25 protein-coding genes are annotated in these 26,694 nt (G+C 55.9%); 13 read left to right on the forward strand and 12 right to left on the reverse strand.

The features are described 5' to 3' along the window. Positions 1 to 95 precede the first annotated feature (95 nt). The 4 genes from G536_RS0123180 (at position 96) to G536_RS0123195 (ending at position 5,027) form a co-directional block, all read left to right on the forward strand. Positions 96 to 2,666 carry a TonB-dependent receptor gene (locus G536_RS0123180; protein ID WP_022825998.1) on the forward strand — a complete coding sequence of 857 codons (2,571 nt, stop codon included), beginning with the start codon at positions 96 to 98 and terminating at the stop codon, positions 2,664 to 2,666. A gap of 153 nt (positions 2,667 to 2,819) precedes the next feature. Continuing rightward, the gene (gene hslV, locus G536_RS0123185; protein WP_022825999.1) at positions 2,820 to 3,356 is read left to right on the forward strand and encodes an ATP-dependent protease subunit HslV; all 537 of its coding nucleotides are present in this window, start codon (positions 2,820 to 2,822) and stop codon (positions 3,354 to 3,356) included. A 61-nt stretch (positions 3,357 to 3,417) separates the two neighbouring features. Then, positions 3,418 to 3,915, forward strand: coding sequence for a hypothetical protein (locus G536_RS0123190; RefSeq protein WP_022826000.1), 498 nt, complete (start codon positions 3,418 to 3,420; stop codon positions 3,913 to 3,915). Between the two features lie 140 nt (positions 3,916 to 4,055). After that, positions 4,056 to 5,027, forward strand: a complete 972-nt coding sequence (locus G536_RS0123195) for a deoxyhypusine synthase family protein (protein WP_022826001.1) — start codon at positions 4,056 to 4,058, stop codon at positions 5,025 to 5,027. Positions 5,028 to 5,110: 83 nt separating this feature from the next. On the opposite strand, the gene G536_RS0123200 is transcribed toward G536_RS0123195, so the two are convergent. From G536_RS0123200 to G536_RS0123215, 4 genes are all read right to left on the reverse strand, one after another. Continuing rightward, positions 5,111 to 5,860, reverse strand: a complete 750-nt coding sequence (locus tag G536_RS0123200; RefSeq protein ID WP_022826002.1) for a DUF3667 domain-containing protein — start codon at positions 5,858 to 5,860, stop codon at positions 5,111 to 5,113. A 292-nt stretch (positions 5,861 to 6,152) separates the two neighbouring features. After that, positions 6,153 to 7,532: an OmpA family protein gene (locus tag G536_RS31130; RefSeq protein ID WP_022826003.1), complete on the reverse strand. Its 1,380-nt coding sequence runs from the start codon at positions 7,530 to 7,532 to the stop codon at positions 6,153 to 6,155. 192 nt (positions 7,533 to 7,724) lie between these two features. After that, complete coding sequence (locus G536_RS0123210; RefSeq protein WP_022826004.1) at positions 7,725 to 8,573, reverse strand: SDR family oxidoreductase; 849 nt, start codon at positions 8,571 to 8,573, stop codon at positions 7,725 to 7,727. A 394-nt stretch (positions 8,574 to 8,967) separates the two neighbouring features. Further along, positions 8,968 to 9,870 carry a helix-turn-helix domain-containing protein gene (locus G536_RS0123215; protein ID WP_022826005.1) on the reverse strand — a complete coding sequence of 301 codons (903 nt, stop codon included), beginning with the start codon at positions 9,868 to 9,870 and terminating at the stop codon, positions 8,968 to 8,970. 176 nt (positions 9,871 to 10,046) lie between these two features. On the opposite strand from G536_RS0123215, the gene G536_RS0123220 reads away from it, so the two are divergent. Together G536_RS0123220 and G536_RS0123225 are read left to right on the forward strand one after the other, a co-directional pair. Then, positions 10,047 to 10,454, forward strand: a complete 408-nt coding sequence (locus G536_RS0123220) for a helix-turn-helix transcriptional regulator (RefSeq protein ID WP_022826006.1) — start codon at positions 10,047 to 10,049, stop codon at positions 10,452 to 10,454. 220 nt (positions 10,455 to 10,674) lie between these two features. Continuing rightward, positions 10,675 to 11,436 carry an SDR family NAD(P)-dependent oxidoreductase gene (locus G536_RS0123225; protein ID WP_022826007.1) on the forward strand — a complete coding sequence of 254 codons (762 nt, stop codon included), beginning with the start codon at positions 10,675 to 10,677 and terminating at the stop codon, positions 11,434 to 11,436. Positions 11,437 to 11,517: 81 nt separating this feature from the next. Here G536_RS0123225 and G536_RS0123230 read toward each other — a convergent pair whose 3' ends face one another. From G536_RS0123230 to G536_RS0123240, 3 genes are all read right to left on the reverse strand, one after another. Further along, positions 11,518 to 11,988 carry a hypothetical protein gene (locus G536_RS0123230; RefSeq protein ID WP_157530887.1) on the reverse strand — a complete coding sequence of 157 codons (471 nt, stop codon included), beginning with the start codon at positions 11,986 to 11,988 and terminating at the stop codon, positions 11,518 to 11,520. Positions 11,989 to 12,104: 116 nt separating this feature from the next. Then, complete coding sequence (locus tag G536_RS0123235) at positions 12,105 to 12,566, reverse strand: hypothetical protein (RefSeq protein ID WP_022826009.1); 462 nt, start codon at positions 12,564 to 12,566, stop codon at positions 12,105 to 12,107. Between the two features lie 110 nt (positions 12,567 to 12,676). Then, on the reverse strand, positions 12,677 to 13,246 hold the full coding sequence (locus G536_RS0123240; RefSeq protein WP_022826010.1) for a 2'-5' RNA ligase family protein: 570 nt from the start codon (positions 13,244 to 13,246) through the stop codon (positions 12,677 to 12,679). A 154-nt stretch (positions 13,247 to 13,400) separates the two neighbouring features. Here G536_RS0123240 and G536_RS0123245 point away from each other — a divergent pair, with 154 nt between their 5' ends. The 6 genes from G536_RS0123245 (at position 13,401) to G536_RS0123270 (ending at position 19,919) form a co-directional block, all read left to right on the forward strand. Then, a complete protein-coding gene (locus tag G536_RS0123245) occupies positions 13,401 to 15,584 on the forward strand; it encodes an AsmA family protein (protein WP_157530889.1) in 2,184 nt (727 codons plus the stop codon). Positions 15,585 to 15,823: 239 nt separating this feature from the next. Beyond that, a complete protein-coding gene (locus G536_RS0123250) occupies positions 15,824 to 16,579 on the forward strand; it encodes an acyl-CoA desaturase (RefSeq protein WP_022826012.1) in 756 nt (251 codons plus the stop codon). Between the two features lie 312 nt (positions 16,580 to 16,891). After that, positions 16,892 to 17,272: a hypothetical protein gene (locus G536_RS32535; RefSeq protein ID WP_022826013.1), complete on the forward strand. Its 381-nt coding sequence runs from the start codon at positions 16,892 to 16,894 to the stop codon at positions 17,270 to 17,272. An 8-nt stretch (positions 17,273 to 17,280) separates the two neighbouring features. Continuing rightward, positions 17,281 to 17,814 carry a PAS domain-containing protein gene (locus G536_RS0123260; protein ID WP_022826014.1) on the forward strand — a complete coding sequence of 178 codons (534 nt, stop codon included), beginning with the start codon at positions 17,281 to 17,283 and terminating at the stop codon, positions 17,812 to 17,814. A gap of 204 nt (positions 17,815 to 18,018) precedes the next feature. Further along, positions 18,019 to 18,195 (forward strand): DUF2256 domain-containing protein, encoded by a 177-nt coding sequence (locus tag G536_RS31630; RefSeq protein WP_022826015.1) that lies wholly within the window; start codon positions 18,019 to 18,021, stop codon positions 18,193 to 18,195. A 95-nt stretch (positions 18,196 to 18,290) separates the two neighbouring features. Next, entirely contained in the window at positions 18,291 to 19,919 is a 1,629-nt protein-coding gene (locus G536_RS0123270) for an amidase (RefSeq protein WP_022826016.1), read from the forward strand. A 95-nt stretch (positions 19,920 to 20,014) separates the two neighbouring features. Here G536_RS0123270 and G536_RS0123275 read toward each other — a convergent pair whose 3' ends face one another. The 3 genes from G536_RS0123275 to G536_RS0123285 form a co-directional block, all read right to left on the reverse strand. Continuing rightward, entirely contained in the window at positions 20,015 to 20,251 is a 237-nt protein-coding gene (locus G536_RS0123275; RefSeq protein ID WP_022826017.1) for a hypothetical protein, read from the reverse strand. Positions 20,252 to 20,314: 63 nt separating this feature from the next. Then, on the reverse strand, positions 20,315 to 20,854 hold the full coding sequence (locus G536_RS0123280) for a hypothetical protein (protein WP_022826018.1): 540 nt from the start codon (positions 20,852 to 20,854) through the stop codon (positions 20,315 to 20,317). A gap of 36 nt (positions 20,855 to 20,890) precedes the next feature. Beyond that, on the reverse strand, positions 20,891 to 21,367 hold the full coding sequence (locus G536_RS0123285; protein ID WP_022826019.1) for a hypothetical protein: 477 nt from the start codon (positions 21,365 to 21,367) through the stop codon (positions 20,891 to 20,893). A gap of 80 nt (positions 21,368 to 21,447) precedes the next feature. On the opposite strand from G536_RS0123285, the gene G536_RS0123290 reads away from it, so the two are divergent. Next, the gene (locus G536_RS0123290; protein WP_022826020.1) at positions 21,448 to 23,358 is read left to right on the forward strand and encodes an ABC-F family ATP-binding cassette domain-containing protein; all 1,911 of its coding nucleotides are present in this window, start codon (positions 21,448 to 21,450) and stop codon (positions 23,356 to 23,358) included. Between the two features lie 614 nt (positions 23,359 to 23,972). Here the strand turns inward: G536_RS0123290 and G536_RS29525 are convergent. Together G536_RS29525 and G536_RS29530 are read right to left on the reverse strand one after the other, a co-directional pair. After that, positions 23,973 to 25,793 (reverse strand): cytochrome-c peroxidase, encoded by a 1,821-nt coding sequence (locus G536_RS29525; protein WP_022826022.1) that lies wholly within the window; start codon positions 25,791 to 25,793, stop codon positions 23,973 to 23,975. Next, entirely contained in the window at positions 25,793 to 26,638 is an 846-nt protein-coding gene (locus G536_RS29530; RefSeq protein ID WP_169515149.1) for a leucine-rich repeat domain-containing protein, read from the reverse strand. Before G536_RS29530 ends, G536_RS29525 begins: the two co-directional genes overlap by 1 nt. Positions 26,639 to 26,694: the final 56 nt, after the last annotated feature.

Raw genomic sequence — 26,694 nt, forward strand, 5'->3', positions numbered from 1 at the left:
GGCTGGTTTTTTTATTTATTCCCCTTATTGTGGAGATTATCCGTTTCCCGCCCCGCTCCGCCCTACAACAGACTTAACCTTTTTTCCAGTACGCTATGAAAAACCTAGTACCCATCACCATTTTGTGTTTAGCCAGCGGGGCGGCTATGGCGCAAAGCCAAACCCTGACCGGCCAAGTGCTGGATGCCACCGGCCGGCCTGTAGTGGGCGCCACCGTGGTAGAAAAAGGCACCAATAACGGCACCGGCACCGATGGCAACGGCCGCTTCACGTTGCGCGCCCGGGCCCAATCAGCCACGCTGGTAGTTAGCTCCATTGGGTTTGCCAGCCAGGAAGTAACGGCCGGCAGCGGCCCGGTTCGGGTGCAGCTGGCGGAGGCCTCTACCGGCCTAAGCGAAGTGCAAATTGTGGGTTCGCGCAGCCAGAACCGGTCCGTAACGGATTCGCCCTCGCCGGTTGACGTGATTGACATTCGGGAGGTGACGGCCAAAACCGGGCAGCTTGATGTGAACCAGTTGCTGCAATTTGTGGCCCCGTCGTTCAACTCCAACCGCCAAACCGGCTCCGACGGCGCCGACCACGTAGACCCCGCTTCGTTGCGCGGCCTTGGCCCCGACCAAACGCTGGTGCTCGTGAACGGCAAGCGACAGCACCAATCGGCGCTGGTGAACCTGTTCGGCTCGCGCGGCCGTGGCAATACCGGCACCGACTTGAACGTCATTCCGGCAGCGAGCATCGAGCGGATTGAGATTCTGCGCGACGGCGCGGCGGCGCAGTACGGCTCCGATGCCATTGCGGGCGTTATCAACATCGTGCTCAAGAAAACCACGAACGAGCTGACCGTCAGTACCAACTACGGCGCTTACGACGCCAAGTATAGGTTCGATGATAAGAACTTCGACGGTGGCAACTTCAACGCCAACGTTAATTACGGTGTCGGGGTAGGCAAGCAGGGCGGCTATGTGAATGCTACGCTTGATTACAACCAGCGCGAGCACACGCAGCGCGCCAACGTGCCCGCCGAAGATGGCATTGCGCGCCGTGAGTACGGCGACCCGCAGGTGAAAAATGGCGCGGCTTATTTCAACGCCAAATTTCCCATCAGCGAGAAAGCGCAGGTGTATGCCTTTGGCGGGTTGAACAAGCGCCGCGGCGACTCCTACGCCTGGACGCGCTTCGCCGACGATGACCGCAACGTGCCATCCATCTACCCCAACGGCTTCGACCCCATCATCACCAGCGACATCTGGGACGGTTCGGCCGTGGTGGGCTTGCGCACGCAGCTAGGCGCGTGGGAGCTGGATTTGAGCAATAACTTCGGCTCGAACCGGTTCGAGTATGGCGTAGAGAATACGCTGAATTCCTCGTTGGGGGCCAGTTCACCCACCAAATTCAAGGCGGGCGGCTTCCAGTTGCAGCAGCAGGTGCAGAGCTTGGGCCTCACGCGGAACTACGCCAGCGTACTGAGCGGCTTGAACCTGGCCGCTGGGGCGGAGTGGCGTCACGAGTGGTATTCGCTGTTTGCCGGCGAGGAAGCTTCCTACCGCAATTATGACCCGGCGGGCACGCCCGATTCGTTGCGGCGGGCGGCTGGGTCGCAGGGTTTTCCAGGGTATCAGCCAACCGACGCTATCAAGGCCCAGCGCGACAACGTGGGCGCCTATGTGGATGCCGAGTTGAGTGTAACGCCACAATGGCTGGTAGCTGCCGCGCTGCGCTACGAATACTACACTGACTTTGGGAGCACGCTCAACTATAAAATAGCCACCCGCTACAATCTGACCGAGTTTCTGACCTTGCGCGGCACGTACAGCACCGGCTTCCGGGCGCCTTCCTTGGCCCAAGTAAATTTCAATTCCACGTTTACCAACTTCATTCAGGGCCAACCAGTGGAAGTGCTGCTGGCCCGCAACAACAGCGCCGTTACGCAGAAACTGGGCATTCCGGCACTCAAGCAAGAAACCTCTAACAGCGCCAATATCGGCCTGACCAGCCGCATCGGTTCCTCGCTGAGCTTGACGCTGGACGGGTATTACATCAAGATTGACGACCGGGTGGTGCTCACCAGCCAGTTCTCGTCCGAAGACCCGGTGATTGGGCCTGATTTGCAGGCGCTGAACGTAGGGCAGGCGCAGTTCTTTGCCAACGCGGCTTCCACCAAGTCGTTGGGTTTGGATGCAGTGCTGAGCCACACGCTGGCACTAAGCAATGGCCGCCTGAACTCCACGCTGGCTGCCAATTTCAACCGTTTGCGCATCGACCGGGTGCAGACCTCGGGCCGGCTGGCCGGACGGGAAGACGAGTTTTTTGGGCCACGCGAACAGGCCTTTGTGAAGGCTTCAGCGCCGCCGTCCAAAATCAACCTCACCTTTGATTATCAGATGGGCCGCTTTGGCGCGCTGCTGCGCTTCGTGCGCTTCGCCGATGTAAAGCTGATTGGGTATGACGCCTTGGAGCAGGTGTACGAGTCGCGCATCACCACTGATTTGGCGTTGAGCTACTCCCTCACCGACCATTTGCAACTCTCAATAGGTAGCTCCAACCTGTTCAATAAGTACCCTACCTTCTTCAACCCGCAGGTAACGGAAACTGGCGGCGCCTGGGACCCAGTGCAGATGGGCTCGAACGGCCGGTTTTACTTTGCTAAATTGCAGGCCCGATTCTAAGGTCAGTTGCCTGTTGTCAGTTTGTAGTTGCCAGAGATGGTAGAATGGGGAGTTGGTTGTTGGTGCGTTGGCACTGCCAGCCAGCTCTTCGTTTTTTTACAGCTATGTGGCACTGGTGAACTGATAACGGGCAACTTACAACTGATAACTGCAATGAGAATAAGATCCACTACCGTACTCGGTATCCGCCACAATGGCGAAGTAGCTCTGGGCGCCGACGGTCAGGCAACGATGGACAAGCACGTAGCGAAAAGCAACGTGCGCAAGGTCCGCAAGCTTCAAGACGGCAAAGTCGTGACGGGGTTTGCTGGCTCCACCGCCGACGCGTTTATGCTGCTCGACAAGTTCGAGGAGAAGCTGAACGGCTACGGCGGCAACCTGCGCCGCGCCGCTATTGAGCTAGCCAAGGAGTGGCGCAAAGACCAGTATCTGCGCAAGCTGGAAGCCATGATGGTGGTAGCCGACCGTGACGAACTGCTCATCATTGCCGGCTCCGGCGACGTGCTCGAACCTGACTCCGATGTGGCTGCTATTGGTTCGGGGGCCATGTACGCCCAAGCCGCCGCGCTGGCCCTCAAGAAGCACGCCCCACACCTCACGGCCCGCCAGATGGTGGAAGATGCCCTGCACATTGCCGCCGACATCTGCATCTACACCAACCACAACCTCATGATTGAGCAGCCGGTATAGGTGAGTAGCCTGCCCGAACAGGTATATCGTCAAGCAAATTCAGCTCACTCAACCGGTTTGTATGAAGAAGAAAGCATTTGACTTCGAAGCCTTAGGCGAATCATTGCGGGCTGATACGCAGGAGTTCATTGATTCTTACGCCGCGAAGTATCCCGAAGATGCACCACTACAGGCCTTTTGCCTGTACTTTGAATCGACCCTGGATGCCACCGGAATGCTGTTACCAGTGCGGGCCCTACACAAGGATGTAGGGGCCCACATTTATGATGTAGCTTCCTGGTTTTACTACACCGACCATGTGCAGGCCGACCTATCAGAGCCTACGCTCGCGCTGTTTACGGCGTACGAAGAAATATGCTACAACGACGATGAAACAGATACCAACGAGTTGCAAGAGCAGTTCAAGCAGATGATCAGCTGGGTAATGCAGCAGCTCGACTTCAACAAACTGCCCCGCACGGACGACTTCATTTACTTTGCCGAAGGCATGGATGAAGAATATGACGAGTGGGATTCCACAATTCCCCCGGCGCTTCTAAAAAAGCACTTCGATCTGTAGCCAACTTCCTCCGTTTTGTGAGGAACCCAGCTGTAATTGGGCGCTATTCAGAATCTTTGATACAGCGCTTAATTCTTGAACGATTCCCGGTTGTAATTTGATTGTACACCGCACACCCACTAATACCGAACATACACGCAATGCAAATCACCAACTTCCTCAAGCACCACTACCGCCACTTCAACGCTGCTGCTTTGATTGATGCCGCCGAAGGCTACAACAAGCACCTCGCCGAAGGGGGCAAGATGATGATAACGCTGGCCGGCGCCATGAGCACCGCCGAAATGGGCATCCAACTGGCCGAGTTGATCCGGCAGGATAAGGTGCAAATCATCAGCTGCACCGGTGCCAACCTAGAGGAGGATATCTTCAATCTGGTAGCCCACGACTTCTACGAGCGGGTACCCAACTACCGCGACCTAACGCCCGCCGATGAGCAGGCCCTGTTGGAGCGCCACATGAACCGCGTAACCGACACCTGTATCCCCGAAGAAGAGGCCATGCGCCGCCTGGAGCACTCGGTACTGAAGTTCTGGGAAAAGGCCGATAAGGCTGGCGAGCAGTATTTCCCCCACGAGTTCTTCTACCAGATCCTGAAGTCGGGCGAACTGGAGCAGTACTACCAGATTGACCCCAAAGACAGCTGGATGCTGGCTGCCGCCGAGAAAAACCTGCCGATCATCTGCCCCGGTTGGGAAGACTCCACGCTGGGCAACATCTTCGCGGGCCACGTTATTTCGGGTGACATCAAGAACGTGCACACCGTACGCACCGGCATCGAGTACATGATTTACCTGGCCGGCTGGTACACCGAGCAAGCCACCGACGCCAGCCCGGTCGGTTTCTTCCAGATTGGTGGCGGCATTGCCGGCGACTTCCCCATCTGCGTGGTACCAATGCTGCACCAAGACCTAGGCCGTACCTCCGTGCCGCTATGGGGGTACTTCTGCCAGATTTCGGACTCCACTACCAGCTACGGTTCGTACTCCGGTGCGGTGCCGAACGAGAAAATCACCTGGGGCAAACTGGGCCAAGACACGCCCAAGTTTATCATCGAGTCGGATGCTACCATTGTAGCGCCGTTGGTGTTTGCCATGGTGCTAGGGCAATAATTGTTGCTTAGCGTTATTAAAAAGCCCCACCGCTGACTGTCAGCGGCGGGGCTTTTCGTTTATGCCCGGATATCGGCTGGCTCCTAGTGAGTGGGCACTGCTGCATGTGCCGGCGCAGGGGCCGATTTGGCTTGCTGCTTTTGGAGTTGTTGCTGCTGCACGTCTTTTTTAATGGTACTAAAATTTAACCCCGCCACAACCATTCCTACCAGCACAGATGGGACAATACTGCCCAACACAAATGGGAAAAAGCCTCTTATCAGACGCCCGGCTAAACTTAGGCCCGTGTGCGCCAGCATAGAGCCATAAGCCCAAGTGGCGTAGCCGAAGCTTAATAGTGATACCAGGAATCCTACTTTCGTGATGTAGACAGTGCCAGAGTAGAAATAGGAAACAGGTAGAAAGAACAGGGTGATGGAATTGCAAACCGCTGTGATGAATGCCGCAATAACAAGGCATTCGGCATAGTTGTAGCCCCCACGACGCAGAAACAGCCGGGCAAACGCGGCTATTATCGGTACTAGTCCCACATAAACCCAACTCATATACTTGGCCACGAATTCGATGCTAGACTTTTGTGCCTCCCATATAGCCTCGGGTACGGCCGGGTCGCGGGGCGGTAGCAGATCAATGTGTAGTGCTGAGGAAATAAAGGCGTAAATACCAGTTACTAGCAGCAGTAGCGACAACGGCGGAAAGTGGTACTTGCGCTGCCCGGCTAAGTAGTTGCGGATGGTGGAGCCGGGGCGGGTCAGAATATTCCAGATAGAGTAAAAAATCCCCTTATCTACGTGCCAGATGCTGTGCGGAATGTCGTGCAGCATGTCGGCCATGGTGAGGCGGTGCGTATGGTGCGCATCCTGCCCACAGTGCCCGCAGAACCTATCGGCGACAAGTGTGCTACAGTTTAAGCAAGCTGCAGGGGCGTGGTGAGTGGAGGTATCCAACGGTGCACCATGCACTGACTGAGCCAACTTGGGGTCTAGAACAACGGATGAGATAGAAGTTGAATGCATAGAACGTGAGGATGAATAGTTTGAATTAAAGCTATTTAAGTATAAAATAGCAGAATAAAAAAAGCCCCGCTGCTAACTAGCAGCGGGGCTTTTCACTTGGGTGCTACTCTTACTTCTTGGTCACGCGCACGTCTACACGGCGGTTTTGGGCGCGGCCTTCGGGGGTATCGTTTGTGGCAATGGGGTGCTCCTGGCCGTAACCCTCGGCTGCTACCCGGCCGGCGTCGATGCCCGCATCCATCACGGCTTTGCGTGCCACATTGGCCCGGTCGGCGCTCAAAGTCAAGTTCATGTCAGCCTTGCCTACGTTATCGGTGTAGCCGCCGAACTTGATGGCTGCATTGGGGAAGGCTTTCAAAATGGACGCAATATTCTTGAGTTGCGCCTGCGACTCAGCGGTCAGCGTGGATTTGGCGGTATTGAAGTACACTCGGTCAAGGCTCATCCAACCCTGCGTTTTGTCGTCGCTCACCGTTTGGTTGGCATCGTTGAGGAAGTTGAACAGGCGGGCTTCAATGGAGCTGCTGCCCACGTTCAGTACGGTACCATCCGAGAGATTGATGTCGGTGTTGGCACCGGTTTCATAGATGTAATTGCCACTGGCTTCGTCGTAGCGGCCGGTTGGGGCAGCGGGAGCGGCTGGCGTTATGGCTGTGGTGTCGGCCATGGGTTCGGTGGCAGCAGGCACGGTGGCTTCAGGCTCTTTGTTGCAGCCGCGCATGAAGTAAAACAGCGCCGCTAGGCCCAGCAGGAGGAGCAGAATCCACGGCCAACGGCTCGGGGAACTGGCGGTGGCTTCCACCTCACGGGCGGTGTTGCGCACGGCGTCGCCGGTACGGTCGGCGGTGGCCGAAACGGCGTTGCCGAAACCGGTGGCTGCGGCGCTGGCGGTATTGCCTACGCTGCTGGCTGCTGCGCCCAGGCCTAACCCGGATAATATAGAACCCAGCCCACTTGGCAAGCTGCCAAGCGCACCCATGATGCTGCTTTTCTGGTCGTTGAGGTAGCTGCCAAAGCCGTTGGAATCAAGGTTGTTTTCGGCGCTGTGCTTGCCTAGTAGCCCCAGCACAACGGGCACGGCCATAGCCATCAAGCTGCTAGTGGTTGACGTACGTACGCCGGCTTGCTGGCTAACGCCTTCTACGGCGGAGGTGTAGTTGCTGCCTAGTACCGAGCGGAGTAGCTCAGCCCCTTTGTTAAGCAGGCCGCCGTCGGAAGCCGGAGCCGTACTGTTGACGCCCATGCCACCTAGCAAGCTGCTCAGGTTACCCAAAATACCGTTGCTGTGCGCCTGTTGGGCCAGCCCAAACAATTCGGTGGTACCGCCGGGCTGCTGAGAACGGGCAAATAAACCACCTAACACAAGCGGCACAATGCTTCGCAAGGCAGTACCGATACCGCCTTCATTTTCGCCCAGCGCAGTGCTGGTTTGGCGCACTGTGTCGCCCCCAAAGTAGTTTTGGACAAGCTCTAGCAGGTTCTGGCTCATAGTGTTTTGTGGGTAAAAGTTTGGATTATAGGTGCATACGCAATACTGTTGTTGAGGTCTGATTAATATGTGATTTTTTATATTTTTTGACCTGTGAATTCCTTTGGCAAGCCCTGTCAGATTTGGTAGCTAATAGCAAAAAGCCCACTGCTAAATTTGGCAGTGGGCTTTTTGCTGCTAATAATCAGATACCTAGGCTTGCGCAAAATCAGTGGCGGTGGCTACTGCCTGCCATTGCTGCATATCCTGCTGTACGGTGGCTATTTTCTGGGCGGCCATCTGGTAGGCATCAGCGCCCAAAAACAGGTGGACAGGCTGCTGTTCGGCTTCACTGGTTTGCACCAGGAGGGCAGCAGCTTTTTCCGGGTCGCCGGGTTGGTTACCGTTGATTTGGTGCTCGTGGGCCGTCTGGGAGTCGCGCACCGCTTGGTACTCGAGCAGGGGACGTTGGGGCGTGCCCAACGAGCCGGAAGTCAGGAAGCCGGTGCGGAAGTAGCCGGGGTATACTACGCTGGCCTGCACGCCAAACTCCTTTACCTCCGCCGCATACGATTCGGTGAGGCCGGCCACTGCAAACTTGGTGGCGCAATAAACGCCCCATCCTGGAAAGTTGCCCGCAAAGCCCCCAACCGAGGAAATGTTGAACACGCGGCCCGCGCCTTGCTGCCGCAGGTGTGGCGTGGCGTGCCGCAGCACGTGCAGCAACCCAAACACGTTCACATCGAAATTCCGGCGGGCTTCCTGGTCGGATAATTCTTCCAGAGCGCCAAGCTGGCCGTAGCCCGCATTATTTACTACCACATCAAGCCCGCCGAGGGTGCTGATGGTAGTGGCAATGGCCTGCCGGATGCTGTCCTCGTTGCCGAGGTCCATGTGCAGCGGCAGGAACTGGCCGTTGCTAGGCGGCACGGCTTGTTTCAGTTCTTCTAGATTGCGCGAGGTGGCTGCCACCGCATAGCCGCGGGCCAATAAGTGTTGTACTAGTGTCAGACCCAACCCCTTCGAGGCGCCGGTCACGAACCATATATTCTTGGTTTTCATGTTGTTGATAGTTTTCTTGATAAGACAGCGAATCGCTCAGGGCGAGGCTTGCGAATTGGTAGAGCATAAGGAAAGCGGTTAAAGTGGAAGGCTACTACAAAGGCAGACGCGCTTGGCTTCATTTTATTGCAGCCAAAAGCAAAATCGTAACATAGAAGTCATACTCACTGCCGCTTTCGGGTGCTGCTACTGCTCGAAGCCAGTTGAAACAGTGAGAGAATGCCAGATGCTAATTTCTTGGCGGGCAGATGGGACAGCGCGGGGGCATCCAAGAGGCGGCACCGGCACAAACCAGATGTGAGAAGTACTCATAGTTGCGTGTTTTAGTACACTGCAAAACTAGAGTACAGCAAGGCCGGTCAGCTTGCCCGTTTCAAACCGATACTTGCGAAAATCAAACAGTGCGTACAGCCGTAGGGGTGGTGCCCGTTTGTTTGCGGAAGAAGTTGTTGAAATGTGCAGGTTCCTCGAAGCCCAGGCAGTAGCTGATTTCCGACACGTTCCAAGCGGTGTGCTTGAGCAACGCGTGGGCTTCCTGCACTAGCCGGTCGGCAATGAGCTGAGTGGTGGTTTTGCCGGTTACTTCCTTCAGGGCGCGGTTGAGGTGGTTGACGTGCACGGCCAGTTGCCCGGCAAAGGCGTTGGCGTTGCGTAACCGCACCTGCTGGCCCGGCGTTTCAATCGGGAACTGACGCTCCAGCAGTTCCGTGAACAGCGAGGCAATGCGGGTGGCGGCGTTGCTTTCCTGGTAGAGCGTAGTGGCCGGTTGCAGCTTCAGGGCGCTGTGTACCAGCTCAAACACGTAGTTGCGCAACAGATCGTACTTGAAGGCATAGTCAGAATCCAACTCCGTCGTCATCTTCTCGAACAGCTGCGTAGCGCCAGCTAACTGTGCATCGGTGAGGGAGTACAGCGGCTGTCCGCCTGGCTTGAACATGGGCATGTCCAGCGCGCCTGCTACCAAGTAGCGCTGCAAAAATGCCTCGGTGAAAATACAGAAGTACCCCGTTTGGTTGTCGTCGAGCGGCTCCCAATCGTAGGGCACCATGGGGTTGGCGAACAGCAGTGCGTTGCCCCGGATTTCCACCGTTTTATCGGCAAAATGGTAATTGCTGCGGCCTTTTACCAGCGTGATTTTATAGAAATCCTTGCGGCTGTAGGGGAGGTGGCAAGCTGTCGGGCCTACGAAATCATCGAGCCGGAATATGTTGAAATGGCCGATGTCCTGTTTTAGGTTCTCGGGCATCCAGTGAATCTTCTGCTGGTAGAATTCTTCGAGGGAGGTGGGCTTACTCATACTAGTGAAGTTACGCAAATCAAACTATCAGGCGCGGTATATGTTCTCAAGACGGTAGAAACGTATCTTTTCGCCTTGGCCGCGGCCAACCGAAAAAGAGCATGCATTTCAACTAGCAGCAAGTATAAAACGCGGTATTGCGTCTCCACCTTAGTACCTCATCTACTACTCAATATATGCCACTGACTACGCCTCTGCCAAAGAAGATCCTAGCCCGCCAGCATGAAATAACCGCCGACTTCACCCGCCTCGTACACGCCCACGTGGACGACTTGGTAGCCGGCCGGGCCACGGAGGCCCTGGAAATTCGGGATTTTGCCGGGCAACTATGCATTCACCCCACCCACCTCAGCAACACGCTTAAACTCACCACCGGCGAGGCTCCCTGCGCCATCTATGAGCGCAAACTAGTAGCGGTGTCTAAAGAACTGTTGCGCAACCCGCAGCAGTCAGTGGCGCAAGTGGCGGCCCAACTCACCTACGACCCGTCTAATTTCACCAAGTTCTTCAAGCGGTTCGTCGGCATCACGCCCCGTCAGTATCGGGAAGAGGTGTGGGCCGAGCAACACATCAGTATTGCTTGACATTAGCATTCAATCATAGCTAAAAAAGAAAAAGGAATTAAGATTTAGTAGCCATCAAACGGCTTTTAGTTCTAGCATAAGAAGAAAGACTTATGAATGCATGAGCGGATATAGAGAAGCGTAAAAACGGAAGCTGTTACCATTTAATCTGAACTACTCACCAGAACAGAACGGCGGCTGTAGAGGAACTTTGCCTTATCATCAAACTCTGATTTTCATTATGAGCACCACCAAAATAGCCCTCGTAACCGGCGGCAGCCGCGGCCTCGGCAAGAACATGGCTCAGCACTTGGCTGCCAAAGGCCTCGATGTTATCCTAACTTACCACAGCAAGCAGGACGAAGCCGCCGCTGTGGTAGCCGAAATTCAAGCCCAGGGCCGCAAAGCTGCCGCCCTGCAACTGGATGCCTCCAACGCCGGCTCCTTCGATGCGTTTTTCGAGCAGGTAAAGACCACGCTTGGCAGCACTTTCGGTACGGAACGGTTCGATTTTCTCGTCAACAACGCGGGCACGGGCCTCTACCAGCCCTACGACCAAGTGACGGAGCAGCAATTCGATGATATGCTGAACATCCACCTGAAAGGCCCCTTCTTCTTAACCCAGAAGGCGCTGCCCTTGCTCAACGACGGCGGCGGTATTGTCAATATTTCGTCGGGGCTAACGCGCATTATCTACCCGAACTCCTCTACCTACGCCAGCATGAAAGCGGCTATGGAGACGCTGACCAAGTACCAGGCCAAGGAACTGGCCAGCCGCCGTATCCGCGTGAATATTGTGGCTCCCGGCGCCATTGAAACCGATTTTGGTGGCGGCCGCACCCGCGACAACAAAGAAATCAATGCCCATATTGCCAGCCTGACTGCCATGGGCCGGGTTGGGCTGCCCACCGACATTGGGCCGGTAGTGGCCTTTCTCTGCACCGATGAAGCTGGCTGGATTGATGCCCAGCGCATCGAGGTATCGGGCGGACAAGGCATCTAATAAAGTGAACATATAAAAAGCCTCCCGGACAGCGTTTCGGGAGGCTTTTGTATGTAAATTCAGTCTGCTCACATTGCCAGACTAGGGCCGTACAGCCGCCACAGTTGGATCTGCTATAGTCAGTGAGGCTGGGGAGGTGGTGAGGTCTAGGCTGCCTGTTGTGGTGCGGCCGCGCACGTTGATGCTTAGGTTGTAGCGCTGTATTGGAAGGTCTTGCAGTGAGGTTCTGTTGACTGCCGGGCCGATGCTGGCCAGGCAGACAGTGGGCACATCAATACCACAGTAATCTAGATGGATGGTGTTGCCGTTGCGCTGTAAGGACGTCAGAAGCATATAGTTGCCGCAAGTATAGTCCTCTGAGTCGTTGCTGTAAAGCGCCAACTCAGACGGAGCGGAGGGTGTAATGGGCGGGTCCTGCTTGACTTGCAGAAACACCCGATACCCAGTGGGTGCCGGCGTGCCGCAGGCTACCGCCGCATCTTTGTCGTCTTTGCAATTGGCAGTTAGTCCCAACAAAAGGACAAGTAGTGTGGAAAGCGTAGTCAGTTTCATAGTTGCAATGGTTGGTGCGAGCAATACGCCTTATACGTGCGTTCAAGATGACAGCGCATGAAAAAGCCCGTTCTTTTTTAGGGGAACGGGCTTGTTAGGTATTCAGGTAGAGCTACTTACATTCGGAACGCAGGGCGGGCCGGGTTCCAGATGCCCCACGGAATCATGAGTAGCACCAACAGCAGCGCAATCAGAAACCAAGTGAAAGCCTTTTTATGCTTCACGATGGGGTCGGTGGCCTTCTTGGAGAGGGTGCGGCCCACCTGCGCGGCAATTACGGCCAGCAGCATACCGGCCAAGTGCTCTACGCCCCAGAAACGGCCGATAGGGTCTTTCATAACGGCGCCGCCGGCCGTTTCGAAGGCTTTTACGCCGTAAGGACTCAACCCAAAATACAGAATCAAGCCCAGCAGAAGCTGCAAGTGCATCGAGCCCACGAAGGCAGCACCCATACCATTGTCGGCGCCAGTCCAGGGGCGACCCTGGCGGCCCGTGAAGGCGCGGAATACGGCAATCAGCCCGAAAACAAGAACGAGCCAGCGTGTCCAGGAGTGCAGCAGCAATACGGTTGAGTACATAAGCGAAAATCAGTTGGTGAAGTAGTGCGGCAAAGCTACTCACGGATTAGCCCGGATTGTAGCGGATGTCTCGGATTCTGTGCCGAGCTCCGGCTAGCAGGTTGTAAGGCCTACTCAAATAGCATCGGGGTCTTTTCGTGCTTGTGGCCTTCAAAAGCAAAGAACTTCTCGCGTACGAATAGCTCACCTTCCTGCCGCAGAATGGTAATGTTGCTGATGCTGAGCTTTAGGTTGAAGGTCTGCTGATTGAGGTATTGCAGCACGGGGCCCAGCAGCTCGGGCGTAGTATCGTGCAAAGCCAGCGAAATATGCGGTAGCCAGCAGTCGGGGCCGCTGAACTTGTCGGTGCGCAAGCACAAGGGCTTGGTGGCGTGCAGGATGCGCTGGTGTAACTTGTTTAGCTCATTGGAGCGTAGCACCGGGATATAGATAACCGGATTGGGCCCCGGAAACAGCCCCAGGCCGGTGGTATGCGCCACAAACGACTTGGTATGCCGGGCCACGTCGCGCAGCACTTGGTTCAGGGCCGAGAGCTTACGTACTCCTGCTAGCTGATAAGTAAGATGCGGATCGGCGGTGGCTTGCACGTCGTCGAGCCCGAACTCGGTTTCTAGGCTCTTGATAATGCGGTTGATCCGGTCGGCGTTCTGCGGATTCAGCAGGGAAGTTATGGCAAGCATTGGAGTGATAGCGCAAGTTCAGAGGGCAGAAGCAGAAGCAGCGGCCGGGGAAAAGTACGTAAGACGAACGGAAGTAGATAAAAATTAACCGCTTGATAACCGCAGCCGTTCAGTTACACGTTAAGGGAACTCCGTCCTTTTTTTCGTTTAATCCGTGCCTGTTATCTCCCCTGTTTCTGCCTCTGCACCAGTCGCTACGTCTTCTGCGTGGCGCTGGTGGCAGTGGGTACTGCTCTTGCTGGCAGTGGTGGTAGCGGCGGCGGCCGTGGCCGTCCTGATGCTGGATACCTGGCTGCGGCCGTTGCTGGAAAAACAAGTTGCCACCCAATCTAAGGGGCAATATGAAGTGCGCATCGGCAGCTTGCAAACCAGCCTGGGGGCCGGTAGCATTCAGCTACGCAACGTGCGCCTGCGCTCCAATGCAGCCCAGCAAGCGGCTACCGATTCGGCGGCGCGCTTGCCGGAAATGCGCCTCGACATAGGCCAGCTTGATATAAGAGGAATTGGGCTGTGGCAGCTGCTAAGGCGCGCTGTTGTACCCATTGACTACGTAGGGGTTGACTCGCTAAATGTGCGCCTGACCTCACTGCTGCCGCCTTCCGATGCCTCCGATACTGTGGCCCTGCACGAACGGTTACCGCTGAAGTTGGCTGGCCTCCAACTGAACCAAGTGGTGCTCCAGCGGCTGCAAGGCAGCTACCACCCACGCCGCAGCTCCGATTCGGCCAGTCTGCGGCAACTCGACGTACGCCTACACGACGTGCTGGTAAGTGCTGCGGGTGCCGCCGACCGGCACCGGTTGGGCTACGCCAACGGCATCGACATTGCCTTGCTAGGAGGACGAGTGGCAGCATTCAAGCACTGCCTGAATTTGGGTGGTATGCGGTTTTCGCTGCGAAAGCACCGCTTGCAGCTCGACTCCTTGCTGGTGCAGCCGCGGCTGCCTTTGAGTGAGCCCCAGACCACTTACGCCCGCATCGACCTATTGCTGCCTCACATGGATGTGGCCGGGCTGCACATACGGCGGTTGCTGCGCCGCCACCGCCTGAAAGCTGATACGCTACGCATGGTGCTGCCCCGTTTGGCCCTCGATCCGCCTACCATCACCCCGGAGCCGCTGCACGAACTAATTAAGCCTTGGCTAGGTCAAATTGCATTAGGGTATTTGGTGCTTAAGAAAGGCTCTTTGTACGTGGCTGGCCTCCGGCAAAAGCCCAACGTGCAGGATATCAATATTCTGGCTAATGATTTGTGCATTGACAGCGCTTCGGCGGGAGCCCCGGAACGCCTGTACTACGCCCGCAATTGGCTAGTTGATACCGGCCCAGCTACTGCTCTGCTCGATGGCCGCTACTACCGCGTAGCCTACCAGCAGGTGCACCTGGAAACCCGCAAACAAAGCCTGCACCTGCGCAACCTGCGCTTACAACCCAAGTTCTCCACGGCTGAACTGTCGCGCCGCAAAGGCTACCAGGCGCCCAACGTAACGCTGCTGGTTCCCGACCTGGATATGCAGGGTTTCAACTTTTCGGCCCTCACTCGCCGCCAGCAGCTACTAGTGCGGCAAGTGCAGCTACGCAATGCGCTGCTGCAAACCCGCGGCGACGGTCGGTTTCCCCTCAATCCAAAACGCTCCGTAGCCACCCCCGACATGATCGGCCGGCTGCCGTTTCGAGTGGACATTCGGCGCCTTGATATTCGCAATGGTACGTTCTACTCGCAGTACCGGGCGCCGCTGAATCCCACACCCGGCCGGTTCACGTTCACTCAGTTCGACATCAGTCTCCGCAACATCTCCAACGACCCCCGCCGCATGAGCCGCACTAGTCCCGCTACTGGCTACGCTACGGCGCTGTTGCAGAACCGCTGCCGCATCACGGCCCGGCTGGTAGCCAACCTGCGCGACCCATCCGGCTACCATCGCCTCACGGGCCAACTAGGAGCCGCGTCGCTCCACATTCTCAATCCCATGACCGTAGAATCAACCAATCTGCTGTTCAAGAGCGGCGAGGTACAGAGCATTCGGTTTCAGATGGGCCTCAACCGCCGCCGCTCCTGGGGCACGGTTTGGGCGCAGTACTCGGATTTGAAGGTGGCCATCCTGGCCGCGCCCACCAACGACAACCGCAAAAACATCAAAACCCGGCTGCTAACTGGGGTGGTGAACCTGGTGGTGCGCAACGAAAACCCCCGAGGCGGCGAGTTGAAGCCCGGCACCATCAACTCCGACCGGAACCTGAATACTTCGGTTTTTACCATCTGGCAGCACGGCCTTACTAGCGGCCTGCTGCACAGCGTAGGCGTACCTGCCAAAATGGCCAAGAACCTGAGCGAATAGCTTCCGGTAGCCTAGTGGCTGGCACCAGGCCTGTGGTATCAGGGTAGCAAGTTGGCAGGAGAGTAAGGCTATGAAAAAGAATAGGATAGGCCAACGGTATTGTTGACCTTGCCGTCACCCGTGCTAAGCGGGGCGGAGCGGGCCTCATCGCCGCTACTGAACTGTTGTGGCAATGCTGGGCTTGTAGTACTGCCCCGCCGCGGGTGTTTCCTCTTCTTTCGCGCCTTACGTTTTTGCTTATGGCTGTTCTTGCCTTTTTCTTGGCGCACTGGTACTTGTCGCTCTTCACCCAGACGTTCTTTCTGCACCGGTACGCCTCGCACAAGATGTTTACTATGCACCCAGCCTGGGAGCGGTTTTTCTTTGTGTTCACCTTCCTCATGCAAGGCTCGTCGTTCCTGTCGCCGCGCACCTACGCGCTGCTACACCGCATGCACCACGCCTACTCCGACTCCGAGCTGGACCCGCATTCCCCGCACCACTCCAATAATGCTTTCACCATGATGTGGAAGACCAAAACGGTGTATCAGGATGTGTTGCAGCGCCGCTCGGAAGCCGCCAAACGCTTCGAGGACAACATCTACCCGGAGTGGGTGCTACTCGAAAATTTTGCGCACCGCTGGTACGCCCGCTTGGGTTGGGGCCTGCTCTACACCAGTTTCTATGTGGTATTTGCTACGGCCTGGTGGCAGTATCTGTTGCTGCCGCTGCACTTCCTGATGGGCACTGTGCACGGTGCCATTGTAAATTGGAGCGGCCACAAATATGGATACCAGAACTTCGACAACCGGGATAAGTCGCGCAACTCACTGTTCTTCGATTTTGTGACCGGCGGCGAGTTGTTTCAGAACAATCATCACAAGCTGCCGCTGCGGGCCAACTTTGGAGTGAAATGGTGGGAGCTGGATCCCACGTATCCGGTTATTTGGGTGTTCAATAAGCTGGGCATCATTCGCCTGAAACGCCCGGTGACCGCCCGACCAAAAGCTGCGTAAGCTCAACAATAGCCAACCAAAAAATACGGAAAGCCGTAGGTGTAACAAGCGCCTGCGGCTTGCTGGTTTCCGGCGGTTGTGGCACCGGCAATCTGGCTTTCCGCCACGGGCTTTATCGCCCTGCAAGAAAGATGAGTATGCCGGGGTCCGCCCAAAAAACTGTCCGAAAACAACCGACTCCATAGCTAACTGCCTGGCCTCTTATGCCAAGCTGAAATATCAAGAAAAACCGATGAACTTTTCACCGCTTTTCTGCCTTGCCAATGCACCTGTAGCTCTGCTTAAATTTGTATCAGGTTCGATTTTCTCTGAATGACCTTTTCTACTAGCGCCTCCACTCTTCTCTTTGACATCAACCTGCTAGAGATGTCCGACGACTACCTTACGGGGGAATGGTGCGTGGCCGACCGTGTGCTGAACCGCAACGACCCCAATAGCCCGCTGGCAACTGCTACCCGGTTTTCGTTGCAGCCCGGTACGCTGCGGGTGCAGGCTTCCGATGCCGAAAATGCCGGCAAATGGAGCATGGAGCGCGACAGTTTACTAAACCGGCCGTATTTGGAGCTGCAACTGATGCAGGAACAAACCCGCGCCCTTATCACACGCCTGCGCCGCTCCACCGACGGCCTGCAAAGCCAATTAATCTTGTATTTTCAGTCGGGCATGGAAATCCAGCTGGCCCGCCCTTGTTAAGCTTCCGAATGAACACTCCCGCTTCCACTGAGCACAGTATTCGTTGGCAGGCCGAAGAACAGTTTCGCCTCTTTGCCGATTTCATCCCGCAGTTGGTTTGGTTTACCGACCCAACCGGTTCGCACACCTACTTCAACCAGCGCTGGACCGACTATACTGGCTACACCCTCGAAGACAGCGTAGGGCCGGATATGTGGAACAACCTACTTCACCCCGACGACCAGCAGCGGGCCCGCCAGATATGGGGCCACTCGCTAGCTACCGGCGAGTTCTACGAAATCGAGTATCGTTTCAAGAGCAAAGAAGGCGGCTACCGGTGGTTTTTGGGCCAGGCCCAGCCGCAGTACCACGAGGACGGTACCATCAAGCAGTGGTTCGGCACCTGCACTGATATCCACGAGCAGAAAGAAACCGAGTTTGCCCTCCGCAACCGTGAGCAGGAACTGGAGCGCGCCTACGCCGACTTGGAAGTGAAGGTAACCTTCCGCAACCTGGAGCTGGAGCGTGAAGTACAGACCCTGCGTCAGCAGTTGGAGAAATAGCTGCCAGAATCATCTGGCTATCAGTTACAGTAAGGGCTGCTTCTATTCAGGAGCGGCCCTTTTTCATTAAGCACGCGTCAGTATAGCGAGACAAATCTACTTCAACTCTCAGGACCAACGCATAGCAGTTTCGGGTTTGCTTAAGGTTGCTTGAACCTTGAGGGCAGTAGGCCGTTGCTGTAGTAGTTTTTACAATCTGCTGCCATGCCAGTTCCTGCTAAGCTTACTAAGGGCAATCTGCCCACCAAAATCTGTCTTACCTGTGGCCGGCCGTTCGAGTACCGCAAGAAGTGGCGCAACTCCTGGGACGAGGTGAAGTACTGCGGCGAAAAGTGCCAACGCAACAAGCCCAAGCCCAGCAGCCCGTCACTGAACGCCTGATAGCCATTCCGGTACTGAGGTTTCAGGTTCAGCTTGCATTGCGAACCAGCCGAAAAGTATGCGTGGTGTGCCTATCTTACTTGAAAATATACTGCATGAACCGACGGCTTTTCCTGCGCAACGGCTCCCTAGCCGGCTTGGCGCTTACCACCATAGGCGCTACCGCCTGCACCACCGAAACTAACAAGCTGCCTACTGCCACCGATGGCACGGCCGCTAATTCCGAGGCCTTTGAGCTACAGGAAGCCACCATCAATGACTTGCAGGCGAAAATGGCCAACGGCCAGTACACGGCCCGCTCCCTCACCGAGCTGTATCTAAAGCGCATCGAGGCCATCGATAAAGCCGGCCCGAAGCTGAACTCCATAATCGAAGTCAACCCCGATGCGCTGACTATTGCCGATGCCCTGGATAAGGAGCGCAAAGCTGGCAAGGTCCGCGGCCCGCTGCACGGCATTCCGGTGCTGGTGAAAGACAACATCGATACCGGCGACAAACAGCAAACCACCGCTGGTTCGTTGGCGCTGGCGGGGCACAAAGCCACGCAGGATGCCTTTATCATCAAGAAATTGCGGGAAGCGGGGGCGGTATTGCTTGGCAAAACCAACCTCAGTGAGTGGGCTAACTTCCGCTCTACGCGCAGCACTAGCGGCTGGAGCAGCCGCGGCAGCCAAACCAAAAACCCCTACATCCTCGACCGGACACCTAGCGGTAGTAGCGCCGGCTCGGGCGCGGCCGTGTCGGCCAACCTATGCTGCGTGGCCATCGGCACCGAAACCGACGGCTCCATTGTATCGCCGTCGTCGTGCTGCGGGCTGGTAGGGATCAAGCCTACAGTAGGGCTGCTGAGCCGTAGCGGCATCATCCCGATTTCCGCCACCCAGGATACGGCCGGCCCCATGACCCGCACCGTGCGCGACGCTGCTATTCTGCTAGGCGCGCTAACCGGAGAAGATGCGGCCGATGCCGTGACCAAGGAAAGCACCGGCAAGATTCAGCCCGATTATACCAAGTTTCTGCAAGCCAATGGTTTGAAAGGCAAGCGGCTGGGTATCGAGAAGCGGCATTTAGAAGGTGTTTCGGGGGCTGTTCCGTTGTTCAAGCAAGCCGTGGAACTGCTGAAAGCCCAAGGTGCCACGGTGGTGGAAGTTGAAATCGACAAGCCCGCCGATGCCCTCGGCGAAGCGGAATACGACGTGCTGCTGTACGAGTTCAAAGATGGCGTGAACAAGTATCTGGCCACAGCCAACACCTCTGTTAAAACCCTGGCCGACGTTATTGCTTTCAACACCACCAACCAACCCAAGGCCATGCCGTTTTTCCAGCAGGAAATCCTGGAGGCCTCGCAAAAGTTGGACGGCCTCGGCAGCCCAAAGTACCAAGCTGCCCTACGCAAGTCGCACCTCGGGGCCCGCCAGCTGCTCGACAGCGCCCTTAAAATCAACCAGCTTGATGCCATTGTGGGCATTACCACCGGCCCGGCCCGCGTCATCGACCTAATCAACGGAGATGCCGGTGGGGGGCCGGGTTCGTCGTCGCCGGCGGCTATGGCGGGCTACCCGCATATCACCGTGCCTATGGGCGCCGTGAACGGGTTGCCGGTAGGGCTGTCGTTTGTGGGCGGTGCCTATACCGAAGGGCCGTTGCTGACCGTGGCCTATGCCTACGAGCAGGCCTCGAAAAAGCGCATAGTACCGGAGTTCAAGCCGCCCTTCGTGGGCTAAAAACAGTTGTTCCGAGCGAAGCGAGAAGTAGGAGGAAACTGCTAAGCAGCAATCTGCATTTCTCGCTCCGCTCGGAACAAGCGTTTTCTGGAAGGCTACTTATCCTCTTCTTCAGTTGATTCGTGAGGAGCTTTGCTGGTGCTGGAGGTGGCGCTACCGGAGCCGCCATCTTCTTCGGCGTCCAGGTTAAGTTCATAGCCACCGGTGCCGTAGCTGGGCCGGCCGCTTGATTGGCCTACTACGCCGGCATCTTGCTTGCCTTGGGCAGCAGCGCCTTCACGGGTGCCTTCTGGATCGTCGGGGGCGGTGTTTTGGGATGGATCAGTTGCCATAAAAGAAGAAAAACAAGAGTGATAGATGCTGTCTTATACGGCAGTTTTGCCACTGGTAGCTATCTACGGCACGTATTGCTCGGCTAGGCTGGTTACGATGCCCTGCTGGGTTTCAACTACGAAAGGCGACAAAAACAACACCTTCGGGACGTTGGCCTGCACTTTGGCCGGCGAGGCCGGAAAACGTTCCAGCCCGTTTTCGCCGCTGCGCCAAAACGTAAGCGTAGCCTCCGGATCTAGCCGTAGCGTCTGTACCTGCGGGTTGTCATTTACAATGTAATAATCGTTGAACACCGAGTACACCGTGTCGCCCTGCACCACTTCCTCTTGCGCATCGCCTTTGCGCCGGGCGGCAGCTACGGCAGCCTCCCCATTCAGAAACTGAATATAGTCCACATCAACGTAATACTGACCGTTCTTCTGGTAGAAGCGCCGGACATAGGCATGGTTGCGGGCCGTTTCGCCCACGGTTTCGGTGCTAGAAGATTCGCCTTTTATGTCAGCAGGAATCGTTTCTACCAGCCCTCGCCCCGACGATTCGCGCTCGGTGGAAGTGCAGGCAGCAAGCAGCAATAAGGCGAGTAGAGGTAGCAGTGGCTTCATGCTGGAAATGTACGAGGTTGCCACCTGACTGTTTACTTATTGCTCTGCCAGGTAGTAATTCTGTATTTTCCATACTGCGTGCTGCTTGATAAAGCGCACTCGGCAGACAACTCCTTCGATTGAATAACCTAGATTATACATCAATGTATCTCTGCCAGAGACTATCTTGTGTATGCTCACGTAATCCTTTATTTCCTGTTTCTTCAACTCAGATGCGGAGAGTATTAAAACTGGAAAATCAAATTTTTGCAGTCTTAAATTTCGAGGTGCACTTTCATTCTCAAGCAACTTGATAGGAAGTCTATTCAATATATCTGCATGATAATATTGCTGTAGCTCTGGCAAGTCGAGCATTTGCTGAATGATATGCTGCTCAGGCACTGACTGGCAATGGGCCCTCACGGCAGTAGCCAACAGGAAGCTAAAAAGCTGTAACGCTATTTTGCTCATATACTGGTTGTAATTACGTGATGCCAAGCTAGAAATAGCTGCATTGTACACCTGCTGTAACATACACAACAGTTGTATGAACTTCTACTTCGGCTTGAGCCAGATAGATCGTACCTTTGCGGCTTCAGATCCAGCAAAGTAGGATGATTTCGATTAGCGACTTAGATTTTCATTTCGGCTCCCGTACGCTCTACGACAAAGCCAGCCTCCACATCAAGCCCAAGGATAAGATTGGCCTCATCGGGCTCAACGGCCGGGGTAAATCCACGCTGCTACGCATTCTGGTGGGCGAGTACAAGCCCGACGGTGGCAGCATCTCCATGAGCAAGGACGTAAGCTTGGGCTTCCTGAACCAGGATTTGCTGAGCTACGACTCGCACGAGCCCATTCTGGTGGTAGCCATGCAGGCCTTCTCTGAGGCGTTGGATTTGCAGAAGAAAATCGACGCTATTCTGGTGGAGTTTGAGACCAACTACACCGACGATTTGGTGGAAAAGCTGGCTGACTTGCAGGAGCGTTTTGAGGCGCTGGGCGGTTACACTATGCAGGCCCGCACCGAAGAGATTCTGGAAGGACTGGGCTTTACCACCGAGGAGCTACAGCGGCCGCTGAAGCTGTTTTCGGGTGGCTGGCGCATGCGCGTGATGCTGGCCAAAATTCTGCTCCAGCAACCCTCCCTGCTACTGCTCGACGAACCCACCAACCACTTGGACCTGCCGTCTATCAAGTGGATAGAAAACTACTTGGCTGGCTACGAAGGCGCGGTTATCATTGTGAGCCACGACCGGGAATTCCTGGACCGTACCACCAACACGACGGTGGAAGTAACGGGCGGCAAGCTGGTACCGTACGCCGGCAATTACTCGTACTACATCGAGGAAAAAGAAGAGCGTAACCTGATTCAGAAAGGCGCTTTCGAAAACCAGCAGGCCCAAATCAAGCAGGCGGAGCGGTTTATTGAGCGGTTTAAGGCCAAGGCCAGCAAAGCCAAGCAGGCCCAAAGCCGCGTGAAGGCACTCGACAAGTTGGAGCGCATCGAGGACGTGGCCGGCGACGATGCCAAGGTGAACATCAAATTCAACTTCACCGTGACGCCCGGCCGCCACATTCTGCGCATGGAGCATGTGGGCAAGAAGTACGGCGAGAAAATCATCTTCCGCGACACCCATGTACATATCGAACGGGGCGACAAAATTGCCCTCATCGGGGCCAACGGCAAAGGCAAATCTACGCTGATGCGCTTGGTAGCTGGCCAGGAGGCACCCACCAACGGCAACCACCAGCTGGGTCACAACGTCATCATGTCGTTCTACGCCCAGCACCAGCTGGAAAGCCTGCGCATCGATAACGAGATTTTGCAGGAGATGATTGAGGCTGGTTCGCGGCGCTCGGAAATGGAGCTGCGCTCAGTGCTGGGCTCGTTCTTGTTCACGGGGGAGGAAGTGTACAAGAAAATCAAGGTGCTCAGCGGCGGTGAGAAAAGCCGCGTGGCGCTGGCCAAAACCCTGATTTCGGAAGCCAACTTCCTGCTGCTCGATGAACCGACCAACCACTTGGACATGCAGTCGGTGAACATCCTGATTCAGGCCCTGGACCAGTACGAAGGCACCTACATCGTGATTAGCCACGACCGGTTCTTCGTGGAAAACGTGGCCAACAAAATCTGGTACATCGAGGACTACCAGTTGAAAGAGTACCCCGGCACCTACGCCGAGTACGAGCAGTGGCAGGAAGACCGCGAAAAGGCCGCCAAGAAAGCCGGCTTACCATCACCTTCTGCTCCCAAGCCGCTGCCCAAGGAGGAAAAGAAAGTGGAAGCCAGCCCTGCCAAGACTCCTTCTCCCGACCAGAAAAAGGCCCTGAAGGAGTTGGCCGAAGTGGAAAAGCAAATAGATGAGCGGGAAAAGGAGCTAGCCGTTTACGAAAAGCAGTTGGCCGATCCGCAGATCTATCAGAACGCTTCGCAGCTAAAGGATGCTACCCTCAAATTCGAACAGGTGAAGAAAGAACTGGCTAAACTCAACGACCGTTGGGAAATGCTGGCGGAAATGTAGGCAGCACTTTTGTAAAGCAGAAAGCCCCGTCGGAAGCTATGTGCTTTCGGCGGGGCTTTTTAGTTTCGACTGGGTAGGCCTCGATAGGCAGTATAAGTATCCGAAAAGCTGCGGCCCGCTGATGATAAGCAGTTGAAGAACTCTTAAAACCTACCCTCAAAGCTTATGTGCAGCGGGTGTCGTATAGCGTGCGTGAGCCTGAACGATTATAAGCGTATACCTTAACCGTAAAACGAAAATTGAGAAGCAAACTACAATGCGGCCTTCTTGGGACGCCGTAAAAAGGTAATAGCGAACCGCGTAGTGGCCATGAAAGACATACCAATCAGAATACGGTTCTTTTGCCACCCGCTTCCTGGCTCCGCAAAATTCAAAGCATAAATTAGGATGCCTAATAAAACGGCAGAGGCCAAAATCAGTGCTATAGAAATTGTTTTCTTCATGGCAGATTAGCTATTAGTCCTTTTTCAAGGATTAATTTACAGAAAATAGTGCAGTTACGCACAGCATTTAGCCTGCTGCTACTTATTAAGATGTACGAGGAGCTATTGTGGATGCCGCGCTTTTCCCAATCAGGTGTCAGCTATACTTGCCACATAGAGATTAAGTGTTGTCTAATACGCTACTTCCCGCGCGTCGTTCAACGACTTGATGAAGGCGATAATAGCTTGCTGTTCAGCGGTACTCAGGTTTAGATTGTCTTCAGCTAAAGTTTGGTTGGGCACTGCCAGGCCCAGGCCCGTACCGCCGCCTTTGTTGTAAAAGTCGAGCACCTGCTCCAAGGTCTGGTACACGCCGTTGTGCATGTATGGCGCCGTAAGAGCAGTGTTGCGGACGGTAGGGGTTTTGAAGGCGTGTTTCTGGTGGGCTACGCCATAGAGCAAGAACTTACCCTGGTCGGGGTCGAGGGTGGGGTGCAGGGTGTCGGCGGTGGCGGGCACGCCTAGGATTTCGCTTTCGGTTTTGTCGTAGAGGGGTGGCACGGTGCCGTTGAACAGGGGCAGGTAGTGGCAGGTCCCGCACTGCGCTTTGCCCATGAACAGGTTAAAGCCAATGATTTCCTGGCCGCTGAGCACAGCCGTGTCGCCGCGCAGGTATTGGTCGAAGCGGCTGTTAAGGCCGACCAGGGACCGGACGTAGGCTGCCACGGCGCGCCGGATGTTACGCTCGGTGAGGGGCTGCTTCTCGTTGGTGAAGGCCTGGGTAAAGAGCTTGGCGTAGCTGCCTTTCTTGCGGAGCAGTGCGGGTGCGGCGCTAAGCTGGCCGCCCATTTCGGCTTTGTTAGATACCACGGCGTGCACCTGGTCTTCGAGATAATGCACCCGGCTGTCGTAGAACTGATCGGGCTGGAGGGCGGCGTTGAGCAGAGTGGGGGTGTTGCGCTCCAGGCCGGTATCGGTAAGCAGCGAACTGTTTACGCGCAGCCCGTCGGTGTAGGCGCGGTTGGACGCGTGGCAGCTGATGCAGGAGCGCCCCGCCTTACCCGATAGTACGGGTTCTTTAAACAACGCCTCACCCAATGCCAGCACGGCGGGCGTAGGTGCGGCAGCATCGGCCGGCGCAAAAAATGACGCGTTGAAAGCATCGGCCACAAAAAAGCTGGCGGCCTCGGGGCGCACCGCGCGCCGCTCCCGCACGAACGGAATGCGTAGCTGCTGTTGAGTTTGGTGCAAAGCTGCCAAAGCGGGGTTGAAGTACCGCACAAAAAACCGGGCTCTATCAAAACTGTTGAAATCCAGATTGGGGATGGCCACAGCAGCTTCGCAGCGGCGCAGTTGAGTGGTGAGGGTGGCGGGCACTTCATACAGGGCCAGCACCTCGCGGGTAGCCTGCAAGGTGGCCGCTGCTTCTGGTAGAGAGGCGTGAGCTGCCGGCGAATCGAAGCCCGACACGCCCTTGGCCGCTAGCCGGTACAAGTTCAGCCGCAGGGCATCAAACACGGCTTCGTTGGAAAAGGCTAGGTATGGCTCCTGCTGCTCCAACTGGCGCACCTGAAACAGCAGATTGTCGATTTCCTGGTGTACCAAGTCCCGGTTGGAGCGGCTGTCGGGGGCGGCATACACGTATTCTTCCAGTACCTGAAACCCGCTGGGCGGTATTACCTCGCCCGGCTCCCCCGGCTCGGTTTCGGGTAGGGCCGCGCCGTTGATGCGCCCGGCAGCGTGCGGGTAATAGTATTCAATAGCAAATTCCAGCTGCTTGTACTGCCGGCGGCACGCGGCAAACTCGTGGCGCAGCGCAGAGGTATCGGCGGAGTAGGTGCGTTCCTGGAAGTGGGTGAGGGTGGCGTGCAATTGGTTTAGATGGGCACTGTAGTATGCCTTCACCTGTTCGGCGGGCGTTTTGCGCAGCACCACAAACGAGAATAGCAGCACCGACAAGCCCAGCAACAGCGCGCGGCCCCCGGCCCGAAAACGAATCAAACGGAAAGGCATCAAAAATAGAGTTTAGCGCCCGGTAGTGCGGTTTCCGCTTGGCGGCGGGCGGCAGGGGTGAAGGCATTCTGCTTCACAATAATGGTTTTCAACTGTTTCAGCTTGCTAAGTGAGCGGGGCAGCGTGGTAAGCTGGTTGTCGTTGAGAATCAACATTTCCAACTTGGTAAGTTTGCCCAGGCTTTTGGGTAGGGCTCTGAGCTGGTTGCCCGACAGAATCAGCACTTTTAGGTTGCGGCACTCCCCCAAACTGGCCGGCAACTCCTCCAGTTGGTTGTTCGATAGGTTCAGCTCTTCCAGCTGAGTGAGGTTGCCGAGTTGCGCCGGCAGATATTGCAGCTTGTTGTCGTTGAGGTAGAGGTAGCGCAGGCTGCCCCACTGATTCACTGATTCTGGCAGAAACAGCAGTTGGTTGTGCGACACGTCGCAGTACTCTAGGAGGTTCCATTGGCCTACCGCTTCGGGTAAGGACGTGAAGTTGTTGTAGGCGCTCAGCAAATACCGCAGGCTATCCAGGCCGGCCACGCTGGGCGGCAGCTCGGTTAGCATATTCTGCTCCACTTGCAACTGACGCAGGCGGTGCAGGTTGCCTAACGAAGCCGGTAAATCCAACAAACTGTTCTTGTTCAGAAACAGCACCCGCAGGCTATCCAAGGCCGTCAGGTTTTCGGGCAGGTGGCGCAAATGGTTTTCGTGCAAAAACAATAGCCGTAAGCTGCGGAGCTGTCCGATGCTCGCGGGTAGTAGTTCAAAGTTCTGTCCCCGTAGGTTCAGCTCTTTAACACAGGAGGGCTCTTGCAGGGCCTGCGTCAAAGAAAACGACGCTTTCGGAGGGCACTGCGCCAAACAAGTGTTGCCCTGCAAAGTATGCAGGGCAACAATGAGTAAGGAGAAAAGAGAAA

This window comes from Hymenobacter norwichensis DSM 15439 (assembly GCF_000420705.1).
Lineage (GTDB): Bacteria > Bacteroidota > Bacteroidia > Cytophagales > Hymenobacteraceae > Hymenobacter > Hymenobacter norwichensis.

Coding starts and splice junctions, on each gene's coding strand:
- G536_RS0123180 (WP_022825998.1), top strand. CDS start 96: ATGAAAAACCTAGTACCCATCACCATTTTGTGTTTAGCCAGCGGGGCG.
- hslV (WP_022825999.1), top strand. CDS start 2,820: ATGAGAATAAGATCCACTACCGTACTCGGTATCCGCCACAATGGCGAA.
- G536_RS0123190 (WP_022826000.1), top strand. CDS start 3,418: ATGAAGAAGAAAGCATTTGACTTCGAAGCCTTAGGCGAATCATTGCGG.
- G536_RS0123195 (WP_022826001.1), top strand. CDS start 4,056: ATGCAAATCACCAACTTCCTCAAGCACCACTACCGCCACTTCAACGCT.
- G536_RS0123200 (WP_022826002.1), bottom strand. CDS start 5,860: ATGGCCGACATGCTGCACGACATTCCGCACAGCATCTGGCACGTAGAT.
- G536_RS31130 (WP_022826003.1), bottom strand. CDS start 7,532: ATGAGCCAGAACCTGCTAGAGCTTGTCCAAAACTACTTTGGGGGCGAC.
- G536_RS0123210 (WP_022826004.1), bottom strand. CDS start 8,573: ATGAAAACCAAGAATATATGGTTCGTGACCGGCGCCTCGAAGGGGTTG.
- G536_RS0123215 (WP_022826005.1), bottom strand. CDS start 9,870: ATGAGTAAGCCCACCTCCCTCGAAGAATTCTACCAGCAGAAGATTCAC.
- G536_RS0123220 (WP_022826006.1), top strand. CDS start 10,047: ATGCCACTGACTACGCCTCTGCCAAAGAAGATCCTAGCCCGCCAGCAT.
- G536_RS0123225 (WP_022826007.1), top strand. CDS start 10,675: ATGAGCACCACCAAAATAGCCCTCGTAACCGGCGGCAGCCGCGGCCTC.
- G536_RS0123230 (WP_157530887.1), bottom strand. CDS start 11,988: ATGAAACTGACTACGCTTTCCACACTACTTGTCCTTTTGTTGGGACTA.
- G536_RS0123235 (WP_022826009.1), bottom strand. CDS start 12,566: ATGTACTCAACCGTATTGCTGCTGCACTCCTGGACACGCTGGCTCGTT.
- G536_RS0123240 (WP_022826010.1), bottom strand. CDS start 13,246: ATGCTTGCCATAACTTCCCTGCTGAATCCGCAGAACGCCGACCGGATC.
- G536_RS0123250 (WP_022826012.1), top strand. CDS start 15,824: ATGGCTGTTCTTGCCTTTTTCTTGGCGCACTGGTACTTGTCGCTCTTC.
- G536_RS32535 (WP_022826013.1), top strand. CDS start 16,892: ATGACCTTTTCTACTAGCGCCTCCACTCTTCTCTTTGACATCAACCTG.
- G536_RS0123260 (WP_022826014.1), top strand. CDS start 17,281: ATGAACACTCCCGCTTCCACTGAGCACAGTATTCGTTGGCAGGCCGAA.
- G536_RS31630 (WP_022826015.1), top strand. CDS start 18,019: ATGCCAGTTCCTGCTAAGCTTACTAAGGGCAATCTGCCCACCAAAATC.
- G536_RS0123270 (WP_022826016.1), top strand. CDS start 18,291: ATGAACCGACGGCTTTTCCTGCGCAACGGCTCCCTAGCCGGCTTGGCG.
- G536_RS0123275 (WP_022826017.1), bottom strand. CDS start 20,251: ATGGCAACTGATCCATCCCAAAACACCGCCCCCGACGATCCAGAAGGC.
- G536_RS0123280 (WP_022826018.1), bottom strand. CDS start 20,854: ATGAAGCCACTGCTACCTCTACTCGCCTTATTGCTGCTTGCTGCCTGC.
- G536_RS0123285 (WP_022826019.1), bottom strand. CDS start 21,367: ATGTTACAGCAGGTGTACAATGCAGCTATTTCTAGCTTGGCATCACGT.
- G536_RS0123290 (WP_022826020.1), top strand. CDS start 21,448: ATGATTTCGATTAGCGACTTAGATTTTCATTTCGGCTCCCGTACGCTC.
- G536_RS29525 (WP_022826022.1), bottom strand. CDS start 25,793: ATGCCTTTCCGTTTGATTCGTTTTCGGGCCGGGGGCCGCGCGCTGTTG.